The sequence below is a fragment of the Rhizobium sp. AQ_MP genome, from assembly GCF_014237835.1.
Lineage (GTDB): Bacteria > Pseudomonadota > Alphaproteobacteria > Rhizobiales > Rhizobiaceae > Allorhizobium.
Genome location: NZ_JACJVI010000023.1, coordinates 10,985 through 33,625, shown reverse-complemented (window position 1 = coordinate 33,625; position 22,641 = coordinate 10,985). Strand labels below are relative to the sequence as shown.

Annotated in this window: 29 protein-coding genes; 13 read left to right on the top strand and 16 right to left on the bottom strand. The window is 62.1% G+C overall.

What is annotated here, in order from left to right; genetic code table 11:
• Positions 1-5 precede the first annotated feature (5 nt).
• Positions 6-899 carry an NAD(P)-dependent oxidoreductase gene (locus H6M51_RS22390; RefSeq protein ID WP_185812028.1) on the bottom strand — a complete coding sequence of 298 codons (894 nt, stop codon included), beginning with the start codon at positions 897-899 and terminating at the stop codon, positions 6-8.
• Between the two features lie 152 nt (positions 900-1,051).
• On the opposite strand from H6M51_RS22390, the gene H6M51_RS22385 reads away from it, so the two are divergent.
• The 6 genes from H6M51_RS22385 to H6M51_RS22360 all read left to right on the top strand — a co-directional run bounded on the left by H6M51_RS22385 (position 1,052) and on the right by H6M51_RS22360 (position 4,620).
• Positions 1,052-1,531, top strand: coding sequence for a DUF3833 family protein (locus H6M51_RS22385; protein ID WP_185812027.1), 480 nt, complete (start codon positions 1,052-1,054; stop codon positions 1,529-1,531).
• 242 nt (positions 1,532-1,773) lie between these two features.
• Positions 1,774-2,310 (top strand): glyoxalase superfamily protein, encoded by a 537-nt coding sequence (locus H6M51_RS22380; RefSeq protein WP_185812026.1) that lies wholly within the window; start codon positions 1,774-1,776, stop codon positions 2,308-2,310.
• Positions 2,311-2,390: 80 nt separating this feature from the next.
• Positions 2,391-2,768, top strand: coding sequence for a PH domain-containing protein (locus H6M51_RS22375; RefSeq protein WP_185812025.1), 378 nt, complete (start codon positions 2,391-2,393; stop codon positions 2,766-2,768).
• 176 nt (positions 2,769-2,944) lie between these two features.
• On the top strand, positions 2,945-3,277 hold the full coding sequence (locus tag H6M51_RS22370) for a hypothetical protein (RefSeq protein ID WP_185812024.1): 333 nt from the start codon (positions 2,945-2,947) through the stop codon (positions 3,275-3,277).
• Positions 3,278-3,487: 210 nt separating this feature from the next.
• Entirely contained in the window at positions 3,488-4,072 is a 585-nt protein-coding gene (locus H6M51_RS22365) for a DUF1214 domain-containing protein (RefSeq protein WP_185812023.1), read from the top strand.
• Positions 4,069-4,620: a DUF1254 domain-containing protein gene (locus tag H6M51_RS22360; protein WP_185812022.1), complete on the top strand. Its 552-nt coding sequence runs from the start codon at positions 4,069-4,071 to the stop codon at positions 4,618-4,620. Before H6M51_RS22365 ends, H6M51_RS22360 begins: the two co-directional genes overlap by 4 nt.
• 51 nt (positions 4,621-4,671) lie before the next feature.
• Here H6M51_RS22360 and H6M51_RS22355 read toward each other — a convergent pair whose 3' ends face one another.
• Positions 4,672-5,610 carry an HD-GYP domain-containing protein gene (locus tag H6M51_RS22355; protein WP_185812021.1) on the bottom strand — a complete coding sequence of 313 codons (939 nt, stop codon included), beginning with the start codon at positions 5,608-5,610 and terminating at the stop codon, positions 4,672-4,674.
• A gap of 239 nt (positions 5,611-5,849) precedes the next feature.
• Positions 5,850-6,062 carry a hypothetical protein gene (locus H6M51_RS22350; RefSeq protein ID WP_185812068.1) on the bottom strand — a complete coding sequence of 71 codons (213 nt, stop codon included), beginning with the start codon at positions 6,060-6,062 and terminating at the stop codon, positions 5,850-5,852.
• A 330-nt stretch (positions 6,063-6,392) separates the two neighbouring features.
• Between H6M51_RS22350 and H6M51_RS22345 the strand changes: the two genes are divergently transcribed.
• Complete coding sequence (locus H6M51_RS22345) at positions 6,393-7,571, top strand: DUF2336 domain-containing protein (RefSeq protein ID WP_348644567.1); 1,179 nt, start codon at positions 6,393-6,395, stop codon at positions 7,569-7,571.
• Between the two features lie 143 nt (positions 7,572-7,714).
• On the opposite strand, the gene H6M51_RS22340 is transcribed toward H6M51_RS22345, so the two are convergent.
• The 4 genes from H6M51_RS22340 to H6M51_RS22325 form a co-directional block, all read right to left on the bottom strand.
• On the bottom strand, positions 7,715-8,062 hold the full coding sequence (locus H6M51_RS22340; RefSeq protein WP_185812020.1) for a DUF1491 family protein: 348 nt from the start codon (positions 8,060-8,062) through the stop codon (positions 7,715-7,717).
• An 86-nt stretch (positions 8,063-8,148) separates the two neighbouring features.
• A complete protein-coding gene (locus tag H6M51_RS22335) occupies positions 8,149-8,475 on the bottom strand; it encodes a hypothetical protein (protein ID WP_185812019.1) in 327 nt (108 codons plus the stop codon).
• Positions 8,476-8,488: 13 nt separating this feature from the next.
• Positions 8,489-9,052 (bottom strand): hypothetical protein, encoded by a 564-nt coding sequence (locus tag H6M51_RS22330; RefSeq protein ID WP_185812018.1) that lies wholly within the window; start codon positions 9,050-9,052, stop codon positions 8,489-8,491.
• Between the two features lie 197 nt (positions 9,053-9,249).
• Positions 9,250-10,716 (bottom strand): methyl-accepting chemotaxis protein, encoded by a 1,467-nt coding sequence (locus H6M51_RS22325; RefSeq protein WP_185812017.1) that lies wholly within the window; start codon positions 10,714-10,716, stop codon positions 9,250-9,252.
• A gap of 188 nt (positions 10,717-10,904) precedes the next feature.
• Here H6M51_RS22325 and H6M51_RS22320 point away from each other — a divergent pair, with 188 nt between their 5' ends.
• The gene (locus H6M51_RS22320) at positions 10,905-11,888 is read left to right on the top strand and encodes a glycosyltransferase (protein WP_185812016.1); all 984 of its coding nucleotides are present in this window, start codon (positions 10,905-10,907) and stop codon (positions 11,886-11,888) included.
• A gap of 18 nt (positions 11,889-11,906) precedes the next feature.
• On the opposite strand, the gene H6M51_RS22315 is transcribed toward H6M51_RS22320, so the two are convergent.
• Complete coding sequence (locus H6M51_RS22315; protein WP_185812015.1) at positions 11,907-12,920, bottom strand: peptidoglycan-binding domain-containing protein; 1,014 nt, start codon at positions 12,918-12,920, stop codon at positions 11,907-11,909.
• Positions 12,892-14,388: a HAMP domain-containing sensor histidine kinase gene (locus H6M51_RS22310; protein WP_185812059.1), complete on the bottom strand. Its 1,497-nt coding sequence runs from the start codon at positions 14,386-14,388 to the stop codon at positions 12,892-12,894. The genes H6M51_RS22315 and H6M51_RS22310 overlap by 29 nt, the downstream gene beginning before the upstream one ends.
• Positions 14,389-14,888: 500 nt before the next feature.
• On the opposite strand from H6M51_RS22310, the gene H6M51_RS22305 reads away from it, so the two are divergent.
• From H6M51_RS22305 to H6M51_RS22285, 5 genes are all read left to right on the top strand, one after another.
• Positions 14,889-15,365, top strand: coding sequence for a DUF5330 domain-containing protein (locus tag H6M51_RS22305; RefSeq protein ID WP_185812014.1), 477 nt, complete (start codon positions 14,889-14,891; stop codon positions 15,363-15,365).
• Between the two features lie 239 nt (positions 15,366-15,604).
• Positions 15,605-15,865: a CopG family ribbon-helix-helix protein gene (locus H6M51_RS22300; protein ID WP_185812013.1), complete on the top strand. Its 261-nt coding sequence runs from the start codon at positions 15,605-15,607 to the stop codon at positions 15,863-15,865.
• Positions 15,862-16,239 (top strand): type II toxin-antitoxin system RelE/ParE family toxin, encoded by a 378-nt coding sequence (locus H6M51_RS22295; protein ID WP_185812012.1) that lies wholly within the window; start codon positions 15,862-15,864, stop codon positions 16,237-16,239. The genes H6M51_RS22300 and H6M51_RS22295 overlap by 4 nt, the downstream gene beginning before the upstream one ends.
• A gap of 315 nt (positions 16,240-16,554) precedes the next feature.
• A complete protein-coding gene (locus H6M51_RS22290) occupies positions 16,555-16,971 on the top strand; it encodes a SufE family protein (protein ID WP_185812011.1) in 417 nt (138 codons plus the stop codon).
• A 127-nt stretch (positions 16,972-17,098) separates the two neighbouring features.
• The gene (locus H6M51_RS22285; protein ID WP_185812010.1) at positions 17,099-17,278 is read left to right on the top strand and encodes a hypothetical protein; all 180 of its coding nucleotides are present in this window, start codon (positions 17,099-17,101) and stop codon (positions 17,276-17,278) included.
• Between the two features lie 312 nt (positions 17,279-17,590).
• On the opposite strand, the gene H6M51_RS22280 is transcribed toward H6M51_RS22285, so the two are convergent.
• From H6M51_RS22280 to H6M51_RS22250, 7 genes are all read right to left on the bottom strand, one after another.
• The gene (locus H6M51_RS22280) at positions 17,591-18,340 is read right to left on the bottom strand and encodes a DUF6456 domain-containing protein (RefSeq protein ID WP_185812009.1); all 750 of its coding nucleotides are present in this window, start codon (positions 18,338-18,340) and stop codon (positions 17,591-17,593) included.
• Between the two features lie 14 nt (positions 18,341-18,354).
• Positions 18,355-18,783: a helix-turn-helix domain-containing protein gene (locus H6M51_RS22275; protein ID WP_185812008.1), complete on the bottom strand. Its 429-nt coding sequence runs from the start codon at positions 18,781-18,783 to the stop codon at positions 18,355-18,357.
• Positions 18,784-19,001: 218 nt separating this feature from the next.
• The gene (locus tag H6M51_RS22270; RefSeq protein WP_185812007.1) at positions 19,002-19,430 is read right to left on the bottom strand and encodes a MucR family transcriptional regulator; all 429 of its coding nucleotides are present in this window, start codon (positions 19,428-19,430) and stop codon (positions 19,002-19,004) included.
• A 407-nt stretch (positions 19,431-19,837) separates the two neighbouring features.
• The gene (mnhG, locus tag H6M51_RS22265; RefSeq protein ID WP_185812006.1) at positions 19,838-20,170 is read right to left on the bottom strand and encodes a monovalent cation/H(+) antiporter subunit G; all 333 of its coding nucleotides are present in this window, start codon (positions 20,168-20,170) and stop codon (positions 19,838-19,840) included.
• The gene (locus tag H6M51_RS22260) at positions 20,167-20,574 is read right to left on the bottom strand and encodes a cation:proton antiporter (RefSeq protein WP_185812005.1); all 408 of its coding nucleotides are present in this window, start codon (positions 20,572-20,574) and stop codon (positions 20,167-20,169) included. The genes mnhG and H6M51_RS22260 overlap by 4 nt, the downstream gene beginning before the upstream one ends.
• Positions 20,574-21,047, bottom strand: coding sequence for a Na+/H+ antiporter subunit E (locus H6M51_RS22255; protein WP_185812004.1), 474 nt, complete (start codon positions 21,045-21,047; stop codon positions 20,574-20,576). The genes H6M51_RS22260 and H6M51_RS22255 overlap by 1 nt, the downstream gene beginning before the upstream one ends.
• Positions 21,044-22,627: a Na+/H+ antiporter subunit D gene (locus H6M51_RS22250; protein ID WP_185812003.1), complete on the bottom strand. Its 1,584-nt coding sequence runs from the start codon at positions 22,625-22,627 to the stop codon at positions 21,044-21,046. The genes H6M51_RS22255 and H6M51_RS22250 overlap by 4 nt, the downstream gene beginning before the upstream one ends.
• Between the last annotated feature and the right edge of the window lie 14 nt (positions 22,628-22,641).

Below are 22,641 nucleotides of genomic sequence, written 5' to 3'. Positions count from 1 at the left end.
CGGTCTCAGACCTTCACATAGTTGCGCCAGTCGTGCTGTTCCCTGAAGCCGAGGACCTCGCGGATCTTGCGGTTGGAAAGCGGCGCTTCGAAGCCGTCAATGTCACCGGTGATCGGAGTGTTCGGGGCGTATTTTGCCAGGAACTCGCGGGTGGGAATCGTGGCCGTGATCGTGTCGTTGACGGCGTTGAAAACCTGGAAGCCGAGACCGTCCTTCCTGACGCAGAGATCGACGATCTGGCCGAGATCGCGGGCGTCGATATAGGACCAGGCATTGCGCTTGCGGACCGGCGGATCGGCGAGATAGCCGGGGAAATTCGCATAGTCTTCCGGAGAAATGACGTTGCCGATGCGCAAGGCATAGACATCGATGCCATAACGCATGGCAAAGGCACGCGCCGTCTTTTCGTTGACCACCTTGGACAGGCCATAGCTGTCCATCGGGTCGACGTCATATTCTTCCGTCAGGGGGAATTCCTTGTAGTCCTTGTCGCCTTCGGCGAAGCAGACGCCATAGGTGGTTTCCGACGAGGCGATGATCACCTTGCGGATGCCGAGCTTGGCGGCGGCCTCGATGACGTTATAGGTCGAGACGGTGTTTTCGGCGAAGGTCTTGTTGTCGGGATGCATCAGGATGCGGGGAACGGCAGCGAAATGCACGACCGCATCGACCGTCTTCGGGCCGCCTTCCTCTTCATAGCCGTCATAGCCGAAATGGCAGGAGAGCGCGTTGAAGACTTCTCCGGCATTGGTGACATCGGTCAACAGCGTATGCACGCCCGGCACATCGAGCACGGTGCGGTCGACATTCAGCACCTTGTGCCCCTGGGCCAGAAGATAGGGCACGACATGGCGCCCCGCCTTGCCGCTGCCGCCGGTGAACACGATCCGCTTGCCCATGATGAACCTCCTCCTGGAACTGGTTGTCGGATGACCAGATAGCGCGACCATTGCAAAAGAGTAAGGGGCCAAAACGCAGGGCGGCGGGCGCGGGAACCGGAAGAGCCCTCGCCGTGTTTTCCCGGACGCAGCGGCAACCGAGGAGAGACGCCTTGAACCTTCAGGATTTTGCAGACAAAGAGCCCCGTTTCATCCTGGAGGAATTCTTCTCCGGCAGCTTGCGCGGCTATGGCATGACGATCGGCCGGTTCGGCGGTTTCCAGAACCGTTTCACGATCGACGCGCGCGGGCGCTTCGATGCCTCCGCCAATGTGCTGTCGCTGACGGAGGATTACTTCTTCGACGACAGTCATTCGGACACGCTGACCTGGACGATCCTGAAGCGGGACAAGGGCCGCTACGAGGGCCGCGAAACACTGATCGACGGCACGGCGGAGGGCGAACAGGCCGGGTGTGCCTTCCGCTGGCAATACAGTCGGGACGTGCCCCAGGCCGACGGATCCAAGACCCGCTTCGGCTTCGACGACTGGTTCATCCTGCATGACGAACGGCATATGAGCGTGCATGCCTCCCTGACCAAGCTTGGTGTAGAGGTGGCGACGCTTGAGGCGTTTTACGAAAAGGTGGGATGACGGCGCTGCCGGCGGAAGCGACAGGGATGCAGAAAGGCGCCTTGCCCCCTCTTGCCTTGGCGAAGGGGTCTGCTAGCCTCTCTGGCAGGCCGATGCAGCCTGCCGCTCCGCGACGTTCATTGGAACGCGATGGTGAATGCATCACAAGAATACCTCCTCATCCTTTCCCTCTGCGGAAGATGGCGACGGATCAGCAAACGCGGACACTGATGTGACCTGTTGCCACCGAGGAAGGAAAGACCATGCGCGATTTTCGCGATGCCAAACTGATGGCAAGGACGCTGAAGGCGGAACTGGCCAAAGCCAATCTTGAGATTACCCATTCCCGGGCACTGGAACTGGTGGCCAGGCAAATGGGCTTCGAGCATTGGAACATTCTCGCGGCCCGGATCGCGGCCGATGAGCGCCTGCAAGCCGACATCGCAATCGAAGCCCCGATACCGATCTTCCGCATCTTCGATGTCGACAAGGCGATGGAGTTCTACCGTGACTTCCTGGGCTTCTCCGTCGATTTCGAGCACCGCTTCGGCGAGAATTTTCCGCTATACTGCCAGGTGTCGCGCGGGACTTGCGTCTTGCATCTCTCCGAACATGCCGGCGACGCCTCCCCCGGCGCCAAGGCCTTCACCTGGATGCGCGGCATCAGGGCCTTTCATGCGGAACTGACAGCCAAGGACTATCGCTATCTGAAACCAGGGATCGAGGATGCGCCCTGGGGCCTGCAGATGACGGTCACCGACCCGTTCAGCAACCGGGTCGCATTTTGTGAGAAGGCGTGACGTCAGCGCAGCGCTGCACGTCATCTTGACGCCTGACCCGCCGCTTCCCATCTCCGCTCCAACACCACAGGAGGAACATGATGGGATTGTTTGACGGATTGCTGGGCCATGGATCGAGCGTGGACCCCTCCGATCTTGCCAAGCGGCTGGATGGCGTGTTGATCGAGGGCGAGCGGGTGTCGCTTGCCTTCAAGGTCATCCGCGACGTCTTCGTCTTTACCGACAAGCGAATGATCCTGATCGACGTTCAGGGGATCACCGGCTCGAAGGTCGATTATACCTCCGTGCCCTACCGCGCGATCACCCGCTTCTCCGTCGAGACCGCCGGCACCTTCGACCTCGACAGCGAGCTGAAGATCTGGGTTTCCGGCAGCCATGAGCCGGTGACGAAGACCTTGAAGAAGGGCTCGGATGTGCGTGGGATACAGCGGGCGCTGGCTGCAGGGGTGCTGAAGTAGAGGTCGCAGCCTGCCGCCGAGACCAGAGACATAAAACTAAAACGTGACGCCTCGCATTGTATTCACTTTGGGTTGCGCGCCTTCGATTTCGATGAGACAATTCTCAGATCATGAATGCGTCTGATTACGTCGCCCTCAAGCGGTATGGTCTATCGTCAAGATATTGGAAGCTCGCATTGCAAAAGCTCGAATTCTCAATCCTCTTGGTAATCCTGACAATTGAGATGACGCTTCTAAATGCGCTTCGCCCGCCAGTGGCGAAGTCGATTATCGCTCTGTTCGGTTTGATTGCAGGATTGGCTCTCGGGCACAAGTATGGACTTGAGTATCCGTGGGGTGCAGCACTTGCCGGATTTGGCATGGTGTATTTCGTGTTGCCAAGCGAACTGTTTGGCCGGGCTCGGCAACTGCGAATCGATTGGTGGCGGCGACGGGTCTCCGTTTTTCCTGAAAATTGGAGAAAGTTGCCGCTCCTAGTCCTCGAAGATCCAGGTCCGTTTGGACCATGACATCTTGCTTGCTCACAGCATCTCACGAGCGTCAGCCGGTCAGACACCCCAAAGGAGGCTTATTGCAGGCCCATGGCGTTGTTGCGCCGGAGACGGCATGGCGGTTCTCCCCACACCCCCAAACTTCCCTCTCCCCCGAATCAGTGATACGCCTCGGGCACTGCCGACCGGCGCCGTTGCGCCAGCATACCCGAAGGTCTCGACCCGCCCGTGTTTCGTGTTCCGCTCATCGTCGCCACTGCGCTGATCATCGCCTTCGGGGGCGGGATCCTTTCGGCGTTGTCGATGCTGAATGCCTCGGTCGGTTTCGGGGCGATCGAGGTCGCCGGGTGGCGGGCGTTTCCGACAGCGCAGACGGCGTCTGCCGACCCTTATGCCAAGGCCCACAGGGCCAAGGGCGGGCGGCTGCTCTATGGGTCGGCGGAGGGCCTGCAGTTCACCGCCTCGCGGGACAAGGACGGGCTGACGCTGACAGGCACCTGCAGCTACCGGATGAGCGGGCGCACCCCGGCTGCGCGGCTCTGGACACTCTATGCTGCCGATGCTGCGGGCAATCCCCTGAATGCCGGAGCAGACCTGCCGACGGCGAAGAATTCGCAGACGGTTCTGCGGCGGCGCGACGGCTCGTTCGATCTCGTCATCTCGCGGACCGCCAAGGCCGGTAACTGGCTTGCCATACCCGATGCGGGTTCATTCCAGCTGGTGCTGACGCTGCTCGACACGCCGGCTGCGGCCTCCACCGGCCTCTCCGGTCTTGCGATGCCGGTCATCGAACAGATCGGGTGTGGCGAATGAGCAAGCTTCTCTACGCCATCCTCACGGGCTTCTTCGGTGCGGTGCTTCTGCACATCATCATCATTCTGGGCGTGCCCCATTTCACCGGCCGTGACGCCTATACGCGGGTGACGGCAGAGGGAGCGCCCTTTGTCTTCCATTCGCTCGGCGCGACACCCGATGCGGTGGGGCTTTCCAGTCTCGATCCCTATCTGCGCGTCGCCGTCTGCCATTTCGACATCAACCGCCAGCCGTTGTCGCTGGTGGCACTGGGTGGCGGCGTCGATTTCTGGTCGGTCGCGATCTACGACCGCGACGCCAACGAAGTATTCTCCATGAACGACCGGACATCGGTTGCCGGCGATCTCGATGTGCTGGTGGCTACGCCCGTACAGGTGGCGCAACTCAGAAAGACGCCAATCACGGCGCTCGCCGAGACCATTCTCGTCGAACATCCGGGGACGGAAGGTTATGTTGTGCTTCGTGTGCTGGCGCCGCAGGCCAGCTATGAGGCGGATGCGAGGGCGTTTCTCGCCGAGGCCGAATGTCTGCCGTTCACCGGGCGCTGACGTTTTCCTACAAGCCGCACCTTCGCCCTGAAGCAGGATCGACCGCGCGGCTCAATGCAATGGGGCGTCCGTCAGCATGCTGCCGAGACGGATGACCATCTTGCGATCGAAGAGATGCGGTCTGCCGAACATCCAGTCGAGGGCTTCCGGGGTCGTCCAGGGCCGCTTGTAGGGCCGTACGGAGGTGAGCGCCTCGAAGACGTCGCAGACGGTGCTCAGCCGGACGGGCAGGCTCAGATCCTTCTGCTTCAGCCCGAGCGGGTAGCCGGAGCCATCGAGCATCTCGTGGTGAAGGCGGCAGATCTCGAGCACGACGGGCGGCAGTTCCGGATAGGTCGTGAGAATTCGATAGCCTGCTTCCGGATGGTTGCGGATGATCAGACGTTCGCGGTCGGTGAGCTTGCCCGCCTTGGTCAGAATCTCGTCGGGGATCAGGAGTTTGCCGATGTCATGCAGCATGCCCGCCAGGCCCAGGATGCCGGTGGTGTCGTCATCGAGGTCCAGTGACCGGGCAAGAAGGGTCATCATGCCGCTCACAGCCAGCGAATGCTGGTAGGTTGCCTCGTCCTTGCTTTTGAGCCTCGTGACCTCCAGCGCGAGCAAGGTGCTGTCCGTCCAGATACCGGCATTGTCTTCCGCCGCGCGTGAGAGGCTCTGCAGGTCGAGTGCCCCGCCAGTGACGAGGTTGCCGAGGCTTGATCTCAGCATCTTGGCAGATTGGTGGATTTCGCCGCGTAGCGCCTGTTTCTGCCGAGCATCGGCAGAAACGCGCGACGACTTGCGCGTTTCCTTGTTCGGCGAGCGGCCATCCGGATCAAGCCCGAGACGGATGTTGATCGACACTTCCTGCGCCGAGGTGGCGCGGATCGCGGCAAGTTCGTCATCGGTTTGCAGGAGAAAGCGCCGCCGTGCGAATTCACGGCTTGGACAGGCAACGCTCTCAACAAACATGCCCTTGCGGATACGGTCCTTGGCAATTTTGACAAGCATGGGACGGGATCAAGGCTCCCCAAGACGGATCCCGGCGGGGATCCTGAAACATCGGGTGAATCAATACAGCCCTATGTTCTAATTTTAGATTATAAAAGTAAGTGAAATCTGCAGTTTATTTTTTAACGCGCGATTTCACATTTAGTTGCGCGGTGGAGCGAAGGGGAATGGCCGCGTTTTGGCGCTCGCGGACCGGCGCGGCCCGCCGTCAAGCCTGGGTATGGCGGGACAAGTGCTGCTCACCAGGGGCGGCGATCGGGTCCAAAAACCGGGCCCTGGGGTGCCGGCAGAGCGGGCAGCGTCGGAAGTTCGACGCGAGGCCAGATTGCATTGGGGTCCAGTCGCTCGTAGCGAATGCCGGTGAAGAAGAGGATCTCCGCCTTCTGAAACACCTTGCGGTCCGAACGGCGAGCGGGGTTCAGCCGGTCCGAAATCCTGATGATGTCCGCCATGCTCGTCTCCTTTCGAGAAGAAAGATCGAGAGGGTCGAGAGGTTCATCTCGCCCTGCCCTTCCATTACGAGGGCCGGCACAATCCGGTTCATGCTGCGGAAAGTTTCGCACGCACCGGGGTCATCTGCGCCTATCTCCGACGCGTTCCCCCTGTCGCGGTTCACCCCACGAAAAGGGGTACGCATATGCCTAATATCAGAAACATGCGGTGAATCATCTGATATGACCATCCACCTGCCGACAAGAAGCCATAGGTTAGTTAACAGCTTGCTAACAAATTCGTTCTAATCTGGCTCACATCTATCTGTATTGCGTTGGAGTGGGTTTGTCGTGAGCGAACAGTTCAGGGAGCTTGAAAAGCCGGCCGGCGCGCGGAACAAGGATGTCGTTCTGATGGCCACGGTCACGAGTTTCCAGGCGCTCTCCTTTCCCGGCAAATCGGAGCTTCGACAATTCGCGGAGCTGTTTCTGCCGCTCTTTGCGGGGTCTTCGATGGAAGCGCGCCGCGACGCCGTGGCAGCCCTCTCCCAAAGCCCGAACCTGCCACTCTCGGTCTGCGCCTTCATCGCGTCGCAGCCGATTGCGATTGCCGCGCCCTTCCTGGCCTCGTCACCTGCCCTTTCTGACGACATGCTGATCATGATCGCCCGCACGCAAGGGGCCGATCACGCCCGGGCGATCGTCAAGCGCGAGCGGCTGTCGCCGACGGTGATCGATGCGCTCGTGTCGCTCCGGCATGCGCTGCCGCCACGGCCGGAGAAGGCAAGGGGTGCAGAAGCCAAGATCGAGCTGTCACAGAATGCGGAGACCAAGTCCGAGACACGGCCCGCCGTTGCCGCCTCGACCTTCGACCGGGTGATGGCCGAACTCGAAATGACCGACCTTCCGGCGGCGATCCTCAAGGCCAAACCCGTTCATCCGCCGGTCCAAGATAAGGGCCGCGACGAGGCGCTGCGACAGACGATCAAGCGCATGGCGCATCAGCAGCGCCCGCCGCGCGGCGACCGCCTCGGCCGGCGTCAGGCAACCCCGGTGCAGACGGCCCTCCTCGTGCGTTTTGCGCGTATGCATGACGGCGGGCTCTTTGCCACCACGCTGGCCGACATGCTGTCTTCCAGCCGTTGGCTGGCCGAGCGCATCCTGCTCGACATTTCCGGCCGGCAACTGGCCACGACACTGGCGGGTGTCGCCATGGAGGACGAGGAGGCCATCTTCATCCTCGAGCATATCTATCCGCATCTCGCCCGCCGCGAGGACGGCGCCAGCCGGGCGGAAAACCTGCTCTTCGGCATGGATCCCGATCAGGCAGAAGACCGGATCGACAGCTGGGTACGAGCCGACCGCTACACCTTTGCCGGCGAGGAACTGGTGACCGAACCGCGGGACACGGCCGATCGCGAGGTCACGTCTTCGGCAATGCCGCTTGCTGCGGCCAACCAGGCCTCGGCCAAGCGCCAACCGGTGGGCGACGAACACGGGCGCCAGGTGCTCAGGGCCCGCAAGCGGTAATCGGCAGGATTGAGGCAGTGGGGACTGGGCCGTCGGCAGTGGGTCTCTCTGCCTGGTGCCGGCATATGAACTGCGACATCAGGCGGTCACCCCGCCCCGGAGCTTTGCTCCGAGCCTCCCTTCAATTGAAGGGCTGGAGACCTTCAGCCTGTGTCATCCGCGAGCGTCAGATAGCTGCCGAGATCCTCGACCTCGATTTCGACCAGCCAGAGATCACCGTCGAATTTCTGCTCACGGGCAATGAGAGCCTCCACTGCGTCCGGCTCAGATCGCGTCAGGCGCGGCTCGAAAAGCCTGTTGTCGCGATCCCCCTGCCCGATCATGGTCTGCGGTGCCGGGCCGTAGAGCGTCTCCAGTCCGTCGCGAAACCTCTGCCGGACGAAGATCGCGCCCGAGGCTTCGGAGCCCTTGTGCACGACAGCGGCATAACCGCCATCGGAGAAGACGCGACGGGTCAGAGCGGAGACGAAGATGTCGGAGCGGATGCGCATGGGCTAGGGTTTAGGGGATTGCGGAGGCGGCGTCGAGGGCGAGGCTGGAGGCGATTGACGGTCGGTCACCAAGACGTGCTCACCCGCTACTCGGCAGCCTCGCGCAAGCGGCTCTCAAGAAATGATCGGGCGACGGAATCCGGCATGCCGGCTGTGAAGGTCAAAAGCGTTTCAGATGAAATATGACCTGCGCGACGCATGACATCCTCAGGCTTCAAGCAGTCCCAGACCTTTGCGTTGCTGAGCTGGAGGCCGATTACGTAGAGTCGATCAGTATCGACACCGCCATCTGGGGCGCTCAAGGCCAGATACTTGGCAAGACTGGCAAGAAACTCCTCGGCATAGTCCGCATCGGCCAGGTTGGCATGCAGCTTCCGGAGCATGGAAGGACGCATGTTCGCGATATCAACCATTACTACCCTCCCATTATCGAGGGGTTTGGAAGTCCAGCCAGAAAGATAGGCCATTTTCCTCGAATTTACCAGCAACAGACTGAAGGTGCTCCCGACGCTGGCCTGAGCGCAGGCCGTAGCGTCCAGAAGCGTTTGTGAGACAAAAGTTTCGACCGCTGTCGTCTGGATCATCCGGATCGAACACGACTTCCCCGCCTATACGGCCAAGCTTGAGTGGATCAGCGATCAGCGCCGGATGGCCGAGCTTCATCAAGTTAAGAGGGCGAGCTTGCACTGTCTTTGGCAACATCCCAATCGTGACTCCGGATTGATCGACGACTTCTTCAACCGAGAACCACAGGTCCCCTTCTTCATCGACAATCCAAAGGAGATGGAAGATTTCTGGGAACAGGTTACTGAGATGAAGCGCTGCGGCCCGTGCAAGATAGGCATCGAGCGCCGTCGCAGACGCGCTGTCGAGCTTCTGCCAGCTTCGTGGATGGAGGGTCAGTTCGTGCGGCTGAACACCGTTGCCGCCAGCAGGACGTGCGGGACCATAGAGCATGTCGAGCTCTTGACGCTCTTCATCACTTAGCATTGCGTACACGCTCCCATAGTCCCCTCACGCACAACTCCCACAACTTATGGAGGTGTGCAATCTGTCGGAACAGCGGCAAGACAAACATAGCGATGCTTGCCATCAAGACCTTGAAGCGACGCCTTACACCCCGTCTCGATGATAGGGGCCTATAGGATCGGCTCGATCGTCCCTGCTGGGATCCTGGAGATTTGGGGCTACACCTTCACCGCCAGCCTCAACCCGCCCCAGTGCCGGCCGGCGACGAAGATCGGGGCGGAGATGTCCTTCATCAGGACGAAATTGCCGCCGCCCATATCGCGGCGGTAGGTCTGGACGAGAAAGGGGGCCGTGGAGCGGCCGGCGGCCAGGCCGACGCGGTCGTTGAAGATGCGGCGGTTGCGGCAGTTGGCGGTGTTCCAGACGCTGTCGCCGGGCCGCTGAGGGGCAGAAAACTTCTTGTTATGGGTCGGCAGATAGCCGTTCTCGTCGACGGCCGCACAGAAGCCGATGCGGTCGGATGAGGCGGCGACCGGCTCGATGATCGAGGGGAGCACCTGATCGGTGAATTCGGTGAAGCCGGTCATCATCTGCACGGGGTCGGTGCCCGGGATCGGACGATAGTTGCGGTCGAAGAGATCGCTCGTTCGGATGCGGCCGCTGTCGACGGCATTCTGGAAGGCCTGCGAAATACGGGCCGCAACATCCACAGCGGTATCGATCCAGTCGCTGTCTGCGGTCCGGATCCCGGCACTGGCCGTCAACTGGATCAGAGTTTCGGAGAGCGCCACCACCTTGTCGACGCGGCCGGCGGTCTGCTGCAGGTGATGGTCGGACTGGCGCACTTCCGCGGACATGTCGCTGAGTGTAGCGACAAATTCCGAGCACTGGCGATCGACTTGGTCTGTTGTCTGAGCCATGGCAGAGGAGCCATCGAGAATGCGGGTGATGACGTGCTCCATGGCCGAGAAGGACTGGTTCATGGCCTGAGAGGTTTCGCGCACATCACGGGCGCTGGCGGTCGCGCCGCGACCGGCCTCGGTCAGGCGGACTATCTTCTGGCGGATCTGGTTCAGGGTTTCCTGAATGGCGCCGGTCGCCTGGGAGGTCTGGAGGGCCAGAGCCCGAACCTCGGCTGCGACCACGGCAAAACCCTTGCCAGCCTCGCCGGCACGGGCCGCCTCGATGGCGGCATTGAGCGCGAGAAGGTTGGTCTGGCGGGCGATCGTACCGATCTCCTCGGCGACCTTGTCGACTTCGGAGAGCGACTGGGAGAAGCTGCCGATTTCCGTGCCGATCTCTTCGGAGGTCGAGACCATATGGTCGATCTTGCCGACTGCGCCGGTCAACCGGGTGGCGCTGTCGGTCAGCATGCGACGAGCTTCGCCGGCGGTCTGATCGGTCTCGCGCAGGCTGGACGCGACGTCGCGATTGGTTTCGGCGATCGACAGCGCTGTCCTGGTGATACCGTCGAAGGTCGAGGCGTGGCGCTTGGAAATGCCGGCGATATCCTGGATCGCGCCGGCGATATCGACAAGGTCTACGCCCAGTGTCGAGGCCTCTTCGGCGAGCCGCTGGACGATGTCGCGCAGCTTCGCCGTGTCGACGACCGCAGCCTTGTCGGGCCCGGTCTCCGCGTGCAGGTGATCGTTCTCGTCGAAACGCGCGGTCATCGCAGCAGTCATGGATCATCCTCCTCCAATCGGAGAAGAGTACCGACCGCATACTTAACGAGAGGTTGCGTTAGAGACTGCGAAAATTCACCTAGCCGAAAGTCTTGTGCGGGGCCAACGATCAGCAAACACAGGCGGGGCACGAATTGCGCGAGCGGCAGCCGGCGTGTTAGATCGCAAAAACTTGACTGCTGGGCCTCATGCATATCGTACTCGCCTCACACACCCGCATTCCCGCTCGTCTTTATGGCGGCACCGAACGCATCATATTGTGGCTCGGACGGGCCCTGTCGGAAAGGGGCCATGTTGTGGGTTTGCTGGGTCCAGCCGGATCAAGCTGGCCCTATGGTCCCCTGACGATCCTTGATCCGCATCGGCCGCTGGAGGCACAGATCCCCGCACAGGCGGACGTGTTTCATAGTCATATCGGGCTCGACCCCGATTTCGACGGCAAGGCCTGCCAGACCGTGCATGGCAACGCAGCCGGAGCCGAACTGCACCGCAACTCGATCTTCATATCGGCCGATCACGCCCGGCGGCATGGCGGGACCGTGTTCGTGCATAACGGGCTTGACCCTCGTGTCTATCCCGAGCCAGACCTCGCCCATGGCGGGCGGTCACTCGTCTTCCTGGCCAAGGCAGCCTGGAAGGTGAAGAACGTGCGCGGGGCGATCCGCGTCGCCCGTCGGGCAGGAAGGCCTCTCGAGGTGCTCGGCGGCTACCGGCTGAACCTGAAAATGGGCTTCCGTCTGACGCTGGATCCGAATGCGCGTTTTCACGGCATGGTGGATGACGCGGGCAAAGCCGCCATTCTCGGCCGGGCGGCCGGCCTGCTCTTCCCGGTCCGCTGGCATGAACCCTTCGGGATTGCGGTGATCGAGGCGATGTATTTCGGCCTTCCCGTGTTTGCCACCCCCTATGGATCGCTGCCGGAGCTCGTGCCGCAGCATGTGGGCTGCCTTTCCGAGAAGGCGGAGGTGCTTGCCGATGCGATCCGGGATATCGGGCGCTTCGACCGCGCCGCAATCCACGCGCATTTCCGCGACAACTTCACAGCAGAGCGGATGACCGAACGCTATCTCGATCTTTACGAACGGATCGAAGCGGGAGAGAGCCTGCATCCCGCCCGTTTCAAGGCGCCGGTCGTCTCACAGCCGAAGGCCATGCTGCCCTGGACCGAGTAGATCCGGCTGCCAGGGGCGTCAGAGCGCGCCGATCGCCTTGAGCTTCTTCAGAACGGCGGCGCTCGGCTCGCCGGTCTCGGGCATCTGATAGTGGCGCTCGAAACGACGGATGGCGGCGCGCGTGTCGTCGCCCGGCACGCCGTCGATGCGGATATCCTTGTAGGCCATGTTGGAGAGGCCGCGTTGGATCTCCATCACGAGGCCCGGATCGAAATTGGCCTGCTGGACCGGCGGTGGCGCCGAGGGCTCGACAGCCTTCGGAGGCACCGGCTGGATCGGGGCGATCGGTCGGCGGGGCGCGGTCACGACCTGCGTCTCCGCGCTGCGGATTGCTACGGCAACCGGATCCTCGCTTCCGGCATCGACATCCATGACGGGACGCTGTGCGGGGACGGCTGCGGTGATGCCGCGATCGACCGCGAGAGCGGCCAGAAGCTCGGGTGTCACCAGGCCATTGGCTTCCATGCCGACGGTCTTCTGAAACATGGCGATCGCGGTTTCCGTGCGCGGACCGATGACGCCGTCCGCATCACCGTCATAGAGACCGCGGCGGAGCAATTCGGTCTGGACGTTGCGGATCAGCTCTGCGGCTTCCTCGGCATTGGCGGGCAGATCGGACGGCAGTTTTGCCGGCCGGGCAGCAACCGTTTCCCCCGCTGCGGGGACCGATACCGGCGTCGGCGCCTCGGCAGCCTCTGTCTCGTTGCCGGGCTTCTCGCGCTCGATGCGGAAGGTCGTGACGTTTTCGGCGTCTTCGTGGCTCAGGAGGGGCGCCCGCGGGACCCCCGCCAGCGCCGTGAAATCGGCAGCGTCACGGGTGCGAAGCAAAGGTGAAGGGTGCTGGCCGGGCTGATACCACAGGGCATTGGCGGCGATCGTGCCGAAAACCAGCGTGAAGCAAAAAGCACCGCCGACGGCCCGCGGATGGCGTCCGGCCAGTCGCGCCAAGGCGCCTGCGCCCTTCGACAGAACGAGGAGGACCGCCGAGCCCCCCTTCTTCTTCTCAGGCGATTTTCGCTTCCGCTTTGTCATGCCCCGGTGCTTTCCCACCCGTCCTTACGTCGGGTCCCGTCTCGGCCAGGCGCGGCGGGAACTCGACCATGTTCGTTTCGTCTGCGGCCCTCACTCCAGACCCGTCGGCCGGCAATGTGACCATGACCACGGTCCCCTCGCCCGGACGGCTTTCGATGCGGAATGTGCCACCATGCAGTGCCGTCAATCCCTTTACCAGCGAAAGGCCGAGGCCGGAACCCTCGTAGTTGCGATTGAGATCGTTCTGCACTTGTGTGAAGGGACGGCCGATCAGCGCCATCTTCTCCGGCGCAATACCGATGCCCGTATCGCTGACGCTGATGGTCACCTCGTTGCCGCTCCTTGCGGCGTCGATGATCACGGCGCCGCCGGCATCGGTAAACTTGATCGCGTTGCCGACGAGATTGATGACCATCTGGCGCAGCGCCCGGCCGTCGGCGGTGATGTCACCCAGACCGCGCGGCAGGCGGCTCGTCAGCTTCACGCCCTTGGTCTGGGCCTGCAGCGAGAGCATGCGCTCGCATTCGGTCAGCGACTGAGCCAGATCAACATCCTCCAGCATCAGTTCATAACGACCGGCCTCGATCTTCGACATGTCGAGCATGGTGTTGACGACAGAGAGCAAATGGGCGCCGGACTGGCGGATCAGCTGGACATATTCGCGCTGGCGATCGTTCTCGAGCTTGCCGAAATACTCGCCGGCCAGGATGTCCGAAAAACCCAGGATGGCGTTGAGCGGTGTGCGCATCTCGTGGCTGACGGCCGCCAGGAAGCGGCTCTTGATCTCATGGGCAGCACTTGCCTCGGCCTGACGGCGGGTGACTTCGTCGCGTATCAGCATCTCGCCCTCGATATCGAGCATCTGGGCGCGCACGCCGGACAGCGCGCCGTCTTCGGCGCGCATGGCGGTCATGTCGAGGCGGACATTGAGGAACTGGGCCTGATCGAGACCGATCACCGGACGGTCGAGACGCAGGTCGGTCACCACGACGTCTGCGCCGAGGCGCAGTTCATCGAGCGCCTGAACGAAGGCAAGCCGGTCGGAGACGTGGACCTGCTCGACGAAGGGACGCGACAGCGGTTCGCGCAGGAAGGAGAGGAACATCTGGCGATCACGACCACCGGCAGCGCGCACGATGCCGGTCGGATCGAGCGTCAGAAACAGGCCCGGGCAGAAATCGTAGGGGTCGACCGGATTGCTGGCCGCGACCGTCTGTGCATCGGCAGGGGTGCCGAGACGAAGGCCGGAGACGAGAACAAGGGCAGCCAGGAGATACAGGGCCGTGACGAGGGCAAAGCCGATCGGCAGGCCGGTCGCGATGCCGAAGACCAGGGTGAGGGCCACAGGCACGGCGACGACGGCCGGCAGAGCCGCGAAGGTCAGCTTGCGCAGGGCGCCGATTTCCGCCCGGTCGACGGGCCGGCCGGCAGCATGACGCGACAGGAGCCGGGCGAGCAGCCCGTCCATTGTCACCGTCAGTGCATCCGACATTCTACGCAATACAACCACGCCAGAAATCCGCGACCGGTTCATCTGAAATACCTGCGGAAGATAGGCCCTTCGCGCTTAAGGAATAGATAAGGCGAAGCCCCCGAGCGGCCCAAGAGAGGCCAATCTGACCTGAAACAGGACAGGCAATCGAGGCTTTCCCTGATATGGTTAACGGGGCGTAAGCGCTGAAATCATTCAGTTTTTCGAGGTGTCGTTAAGATTTGTGTCGCGCAGCCTGCCGAAGAAGCGGTGGATTTCCGGCGCGCGGCCACATTTATGCTTAACGGCGACCGCTAAACTTTTATCGAGGCGTCCCGAAACGGGCAGATCACTCAAATTTTAGGCGAATTCGCATCAAAACCGAGCGTCGATCGCAAATCGATTTTGGCGAATCAAACCTAGGGTGGCGTCTACGAGTTCGGGGAGAAACCCGGACCGTTCCGGCAAAGACCGGCAACAGGGATTTGGTGAAGACCATGTGGTTTCTGATCAAGGGAACTTTCTACTGCACCGCGACGCTTGTCGCGCTGTCCTTCCTCGCGGCACCGCCCGCCGAGGAGAAGGGTGGCGCCGGCTTCGACATGGGCGCGGCCATCACCGCCGCCAGCGGTGCCTATGACTATGTGACTTCGCTATGCGTCGAAAAACCCGACGTCTGCGAAAAGGGCGCGCAGACCTTCCAGGCACTCGGCCAGCGAGCCCGCGAAGGCGCGCTGGTTGCCTACCAACTGCTGGACAGTCAGTTCAGCGCGGATGGCGCAAGCAAGGTGGCAGCCGACGGTGCAGTCGAGCCACCGGCGCCGAAGTCCGGCATCGTGGAGATCATCAAGCCAGAGGTCGAGGCGCCGCAGCTTGCCAATGTCGAAGCAGACACGCCGATCGTGACGGGCACGGTGTCACCGACCGAGCGGCCGAAGCATCTGCCGAAACCCTATCAGCCGCCGAAGCCTTAAGGCATCGGCAAACCCTGGCCGCCCCGGCGCGGTCACTTAAAAATTCCGGGGCGGTTGCCTGCCCCCTCTCCGCTTGCAGCCGTCCTGCCATAGGCGGTTGCCTGTCTGCCTGTCCCTGACTGAATTCGGCATTTGCCGGGCCGCGTAGCGCAAGCTGCGCGGCTTTTTCTTTTCCCTGGCTCAATTTGTCATCGGCGCGGACCTGTCTTACAGTGTCTTGCAGAGCAAGGGAGAACGCTATGTCGGCCGGTAAATCGACAGAGTCCGTAACGCTTCGGATTCCGGGTGAAATCCTCAGGGATATCGACAGAATTGCGACGGCGACTGAACGCTCGCGCAGCTTCATCATTCTGCGCGCCTTAAAGGGCTATCTCCTGAACGAGGGGGCTGATGTGCTTGCCGCGATAGACGGGCAAGCGCAACTGGATGCCGGAGAACATGAGGACTTCGATGCCGTGCTCGCAGAGATGGACCGCCTTATCGCGGGCAAGGTGTCATGAGATCCGTCCGGCTTTCCCGCGCGGCGGCAGACTACCTGCGCGGGGAAAGCACCGATCTCAGAGAACGCAGCCCCGCCGCGGCACGCGCATTGTCTGAAACGATGAAACGAGCGCGCGCGTTGCCGCAACAGTTTCCCGAAGCCGGCAACACTCACCACGGTTTGCAAGTTGCCGGTTTTCGGACACTCGTCGCCGGCGAATATCTGATTGACTATAGGCTCACAGAGAGTGCCATCGAGATCGCAAACATCCGGCATGGCCGCATGCAGATACCGATGCCGGAGCTGGACGATCCTGATGCCCGGGACCTCGGCTCATACCAAGTGTCGATGATAGGAACCCATAGGATCGGCTCGACCGCCCTTTCTGGCTAGGAGAGGTCCGAAGAGCGATGCTGACGCATCGGTCAAGGAGCTCGACGACGCCAGAACGGGCGGGAAGCCGACCAAAGGTGGCGTATTGTAGGCCGCTGGCATTGTTGCGCCGCTTGGCCGATGCGACAGCATCGCCCGGCGCACCGCGCCTAGCCAGAAACCCACAATACGCCATCCTATCGGTTCCTATCATCGACACTTGGTATAACCCTGCCTTTCGCTGCATGACTGTCTCCGACAGGTTTCCTTGCCGCAGGCGGTTCAAAAGCGTCGGCGTCTCAACTATATCGGTCCGACGAAACGAGCGGGTGCAGCATGGCGACTTTGAAAGAGATGATCGACGACTTCGGCTTCCTCGAGGATTGGGAGGACCGGATGCGCTATGTCATCGAACTCGGCAAGGCGCTGCCGGATCTGCCCGACAGCGAGAAGACAGCCGAGAACAAGGTGCAGGGCTGTGCGAGCCAGGTCTGGCTTTCGGTCTCGGCCGGGGACGGCGCTGATCCGGAGATGACCTTTCGCGGCGACAGCGACGCCTTCATCGTGCGCGGTCTCGTGGCGATCGTACTGGCCGCCTATTCCGGCAAGAAGGCATCGGAGGTCGTGGCCTTCGACGCGCTCGACCTTTTCAAGCAAATCGGGCTTTTGGAACACCTGACCGCCCAGCGCGCCAACGGGTTGCGCTCGATGATCCAGCGGATCCGCGAAGAGGCCGCCCGCCGGCTGGTGTGAGCGCTGCCTTACGCCAAGTCGTCATGCCTCGGCCCGCCTACCTCGTTGAGCAGGCATGGCGAAGCGGCAATCCTTGTTTTGGGGTGGCGTTCAGCATGCGAATGCCTCGTTAACGCAGGCTTGTTCGATGTTGAAGCACACGACCCTGGATCAACCGGAGGCATTCGCTGAGGACACACTCCTCGCCTACTCCAAGGGCCTCCTCTCCGGTCGCGAAACCACACGCCGTATCGGATTGAGGGATTATGTCGATCTCCTCGTCGCGTTGGGAGACGCTGATCTGCCCCTGCCGCTTCCTCCGATCTGAGAGATCGAAAAGCAGGCCGCGACCTTCGTAGAGCTCTGGAAGATGGGATGAAAAGGTGCACCATCATCCTGCCCGATGCCGGGCCGGAAGACGGCCAGAAGACGCGCGGAAGTTCGTCGATTTTCCTCACGAGGTCGATGAAGGCGCCGCAATTGGGAGTTCCTGGAAGACCTGATACCTACTCTCGATGATGGAAACCCATAGGATGACCTGTGGCTGGTTGCCGGCTCAGCGCGACGCGCCGGGTGATGCTGTCGGCGCATCGATCCAGCAGCAAGACGACGCCGGAAGCCGGCGATACGGAGCCATCCCTCACCCCATCTCCGGCCGAAATCCCTCCTCGCCCCAGTGGCGGGGGCGTGGGCGCGGGGGTGGCGGGGTGTAGTGCCGGGAAAGGGCCAGCAGGGCGGCCCGCAGCATCAGCTTGGCGGATCGCGCCGGCCATTGCCGCTCGCGTTCGACGGTTTCGAGCCCCTTGCCGAAGCAGCAGACATCGAGCGCGACGCCCGCCAGTTCCGGTCCCATGGCGTGGATGGCGCGGGTGACGCGGTTGCGGGCTGCCAGCCTTTCGTCGGCCAGTTCACCGGCTTTGGGCGGGGCGCCCTTGATGCGGCTCGAGAGACGCGGCTGCCAGCTGGCGGTGACCCTTGGCTGCAGACCGGCGAATTCGAAATCGGCAGCCAGCCGCTCGCCGGCGGCGATCGCTTCCTCCGGCAGGAAGGCGCGGCCGTCCTTTTCCTTCAGGCGCAGAAGCGGAAACAGCGGGGATTCCTGCAGGTTGCGGCGAACCACCTGGCGCCCCTGCGGCAGTTCGATCGTTTCGAGCGCCATGCTCCGGTGCTGGCTGGCGTGAACCTCCTCCGGGAGATCGCAGAGGTCGCGGCGAAGCCAGCTTGCCGTTTCCGACGTGGCGACGAAGCCCCCGGGCGTCGGCCGGAGCAGACCTGCCGCCACAAGACGGGCCAGGCGATCCGGCTGCGAGCCGCTCGATACCGTAACAGGCGGCGCGGCCAGAGCGCGGCGCAGGATCTGGCGGATTTCCTTCCTTTCGTGGCGGTTCATGCTTCCCTCCCCTGTCAGATGCGTTTGCCGGCCAAAAGATGCACAGCGCTTGCCATGCGCTCGACGATGGCGACGAAGGTGTCGTAGGCGCGGTCGTCGCGACGATCCTCGACCATGCGGCAGGCATGGCCGACGGTGGAGCGATCGCGCCCGAAAGCCTGGGCGACCTCCCCCATCGGCATGGAATAGGCCACGTGGCAGACATACATGGCGACCTGGCGGACATGGCTCGTGGATCGGCGGCCAGGCTCCTGATCGTGGTCGAGCCCGGTGGCGCGCAGCAACTCTTCGGTCAGCTGGCGGACGATCATGCAGAGGAGCCGCCGCTCCGGCGTCAGTGCCTTTTCGGCAAGCTCGTCTTCTTCTGCATCCGGCGACCATTCGAGCGAGGGCGCAACGGATATGGGCGGCTGCGGGGAGGCAGGCTGTTCGAGACGGGACATCGCAGACTCCGGATAAGGATTTTATTCCTATTCAAGCTATCAGAGTGTGCGATGATTTGAACCCCCGATTTTCAGGGGGACGAGAAATTCTGCATGCTTGCCCGGAATGATCCGAAGTTGCGACCATGAAGGAATGATTATTTTCCTAGGCCAAAACGCAGAAAAGGCCGGTCGGGGGACCGGCCTTCAGCTCTTCCCGCCTTTAAGGCGGCGGCCGCTTACTTGCCGCGCTTGCGGCGCTGGCCAAGACCCATTTCCTTGGCAAGGCGCGAACGCGCTTCGGCATAGGCCGGGGCAACCATCGGGTAGTCGGCCGGCAGGCCCCACTTCTCGCGGTATTCTTCCGGGGTCATGTTGTAGTGGGTCATGAGGTGGCGCTTCAGCGACTTGAACTTCTGACCGTCCTCGAGGCAGATCAGATAGTCGTCCTCGATCGACTTGCGGATCGGAACCGGCGGCTTGGGCTTTTCGACGACTGCAGGCGCCGGTGCGGGCGAGGCAGTGTTGTTCAAGGCCTGGTGGACATCGGCGATCAGATTGGTCAGATCGCTGACCTGGACCACATGGTTGCTGACATAGGCAGCGACGATGTCCGCAGTGAGTTCGACCAGCAGCTGCTGACTCGGACCCTGTAGTACTTCACTCATTGAGTTCTCCTGTTCAGAAACTGCAAAAGCCGCCGCTCCAGCAGTCAATACATCGTGGCTCCCCCGAACCGCTGACGCGATCCGGAAGATGAAAGACACCCCCGAGAAGATCACCAATTTGCCGCAACGGCCCCAAACCGTCCGGCGCTCTGCGACATCGATTTCAGCGAAGATCAGACGTGGGACAGGCCCAGTACCGAATAGTCAACTTCGCTTACATATCGTGAACGCGACAGATCAGCGCCCTCAACAGTGGATTATCATCCCCTTCGCAAATGTCCACATCATAATTCTACTAGATATGACGGGTATAAACCTTTTTTATTCGCTGATCACAGGTTTTGAACTGGTGGATAAAGCTCAGATTTGAATGGAGATGCGTCACTCAACCCACAATACAAGCCGTTTCATTTTCCCAACATATCATCACGTACCGATACGGCGGAGAGCTTATAGCCAACCTTGTGCGCCGCGCGGGCCAAAAGATGGGCGGAAATTGGGGCGGTGAGGACGAAGAAGACGATGCCGGCGACCGCGCGCCCGAAGGTCGCGACATCGGCGGCATGCAGGCCGACGGCCAGGAGCAGCAGGCCGGAGCCCACCGTTCCCGCCTTCGAGGCGGCATGCATGCGAGTGTAGAGATCCGGAAGGCGATTGAGGCCAATCGCGGCGATCAGCGAAAACAATGCTCCAACGACAGTCAGGAGCGCGATGCCAATGGCGACGAGGAGCGTGATCATTTGGCCTCCTTGCCGAGCGATGTCGGCGACTTTATGTCCCGGGCCTGTCTGGAGGATTTGGAGCTTCCGCCCTTGCCTGCGGATTGTTTCGGCGAGGGCCCGGCCTGAACCTCCTCGCCTTCCCCCACCCGGCCGCGGGCCAGGATGAAGCGGGCAAAGGCGACGGTTGCCAGGAAGCCGACGAGACCGAGCGCAATCGCGATGTCGATATAGAGCGTGTAGCCGGTTCTGAGCGCAATCACCGCAATGAAGCCGATGACGATGCCGACCAGCATGTCGAGGGCAATGATTCGGTCCGGCAGCGTGGGACCGACCACGGCGCGATAGACGGTCAAGAGCAGCGCGATCACCAGAATGACGATCGCGAAAACGGAGGCGTATTCGACGATGATTTCCGGGGTCATCAGGCAAAGGCCTCCATGATCTTCTTCTCGAAGCCTTCCGCGATGTCGCGACGGGCGGCCTCGACATCGGAGCAGTCGATCGCGTGGATATAGAGTGTCTGGCGATCCTCGGAGACATCGACCGAGAGGGTGCCCGGTGTGAGCGTGATGAGGTTTGCCAGCAGCGAAATCTCCCAGTCGCTCTTCACCGTCAGAGGATAGGCGAAGATGCCGGGCTTCAGGTCCATCTTCGGTTTAAGCACGAGGTGTGCGACCCGCCAGGCCGATTTCGCCAGTTCGACGAGGAAGAGCAGAACCAGCGACAGAACCCGGCGGGCGCGGCTGGTGTAATCGCGGCCCACGAAGCGCTCGCGCAACAGATAGAGCGTCAGCAGAGAGAGGACAAAGCCAAAGATCAGATTGAGGAGCGTGAAGCTGCCGGAGACGGTGGCCCAGATCACCGCCATCAGGATGCTGATTGCATAGAGGCTCATGGGGCACCTCCTTCGGGGAAGACGGAGCGGATGTAGGCGGTGGGATCCGACAGGCCGGCGGCAGCCTGCTGCGTGGCAACGATCAGGCTGTCCGGGAAGAGGCCGAACCAGACGACAAAGCCGGTCAGCACGACGATGGGTGCCATCCGCCACCGCACGGCGCCGGCCGGCACTGGAGCCGAGACCACCCCGCCTGCCCCGCCTTCGACCGCAACCGGGCGCCAGAAGGAGAACAGGAAGACGCGCCCGAAGGCGATCGTGGTCAGGAAGCCGGAGACAAGCACGGCGGCCACCAGCCACCAGGCCCCGATGTCGATCGAGGCCTTCACAAGAAGCGCCTTCGGCCAGAAGCCGGAGAAGGGAGGCAAACCGCTCGCGGCGAAGAAGAGGGCGAGGGAAATCGCGGAGAAGGCGGGCGCGGCGATCCAGAGCCCGCCAACGCGATCAAGCCGGAAGCTGCCGCCGATGCGACCGATCTCGCCCGCCACCAGATAGAGCGCGGTCATCAGCAGGATGGAGTGCAATGCGTAGAAGATCGCGGCACCGACCGCCATGTCACCGCCGATCGCCACACCGGCCATCATGTTACCGATGCCGGCGATGACGACAAAGCCGAGGAAGCGGCGAATGTCGTTCTGGGCCAGCGCGCCGAAGGCGCCGATCAGCATGGTCAGGGCCGCCACGAGGGCGATGACGAAGCTCAGCGCCTCGCGCTCGACGGGGAAGAGCATGACCATGACGCGCAACAGCGCGTAGACGCCAACCTTGGTGAGCAGGCCGGCAAACAGAGCCGATACGACGACACGCGGCGTATGGTAGGAGGCCGGCAGCCAGAAATTGACCGGGAAGGCGGCGGCTTTCATCGAGAAGGCGAGGATGAAGAGCGCCGACAGCGTCATCAGCGGTGCGGTCTCGGTGTATTGCGGGACCTTCATGGCGATATCGGCCATGTTGAGCGTGCCGAAGATGGCATAGAGGTAGCCGACGGCGATCAGGAACAGCGTCGTCGCCATCAGGTTCAAGACGGCGTATTTCAGCGCACCATCGATCTGCTCCCGCTCCGAGCCGAGAATGAGCAGGCCGAATGACGAGATCAGCAGGACTTCAAACCAGACATAGAGGTTGAAGATATCGCCGGTTAGGAAGGCGCCGCAGACACCGGCCATGAGCAGCAGAAGCAGCGGATAGAAGCCGTAGCGACGCCCGCTGGTGTTGATCTCGACCTGCGCATAAAGCGCCCCCGCAAAGGCGACGATCGAAGCCGCCAGCGCCATGAGGACACCGGTCAGATCCGCGGTGATGGCAATGCCGAAGGGCGGCAGCCAGCGCCCCATCATCATGGTGACAGGTCCATCATTGAGGACCTTCATCAAAAGCATGGCATTGTTGAGCACGAGCAGCGCCAGTGCCGTCAGCGCGACGGGCGGATGCCAGTCGGTGCGGTGGCGGATCATCATCAGGATCGCGCCAAAGGCAATGCAGAGCGCCATGGGCATGACGGCAAGCCAGTGGGCAGCCGTCATCGGCTCCATGACATAGGCGGCGGCGTAGTCGGCAGGTGTCGATGTGGGGGCAGCCATGAGGTCCTCGTGTC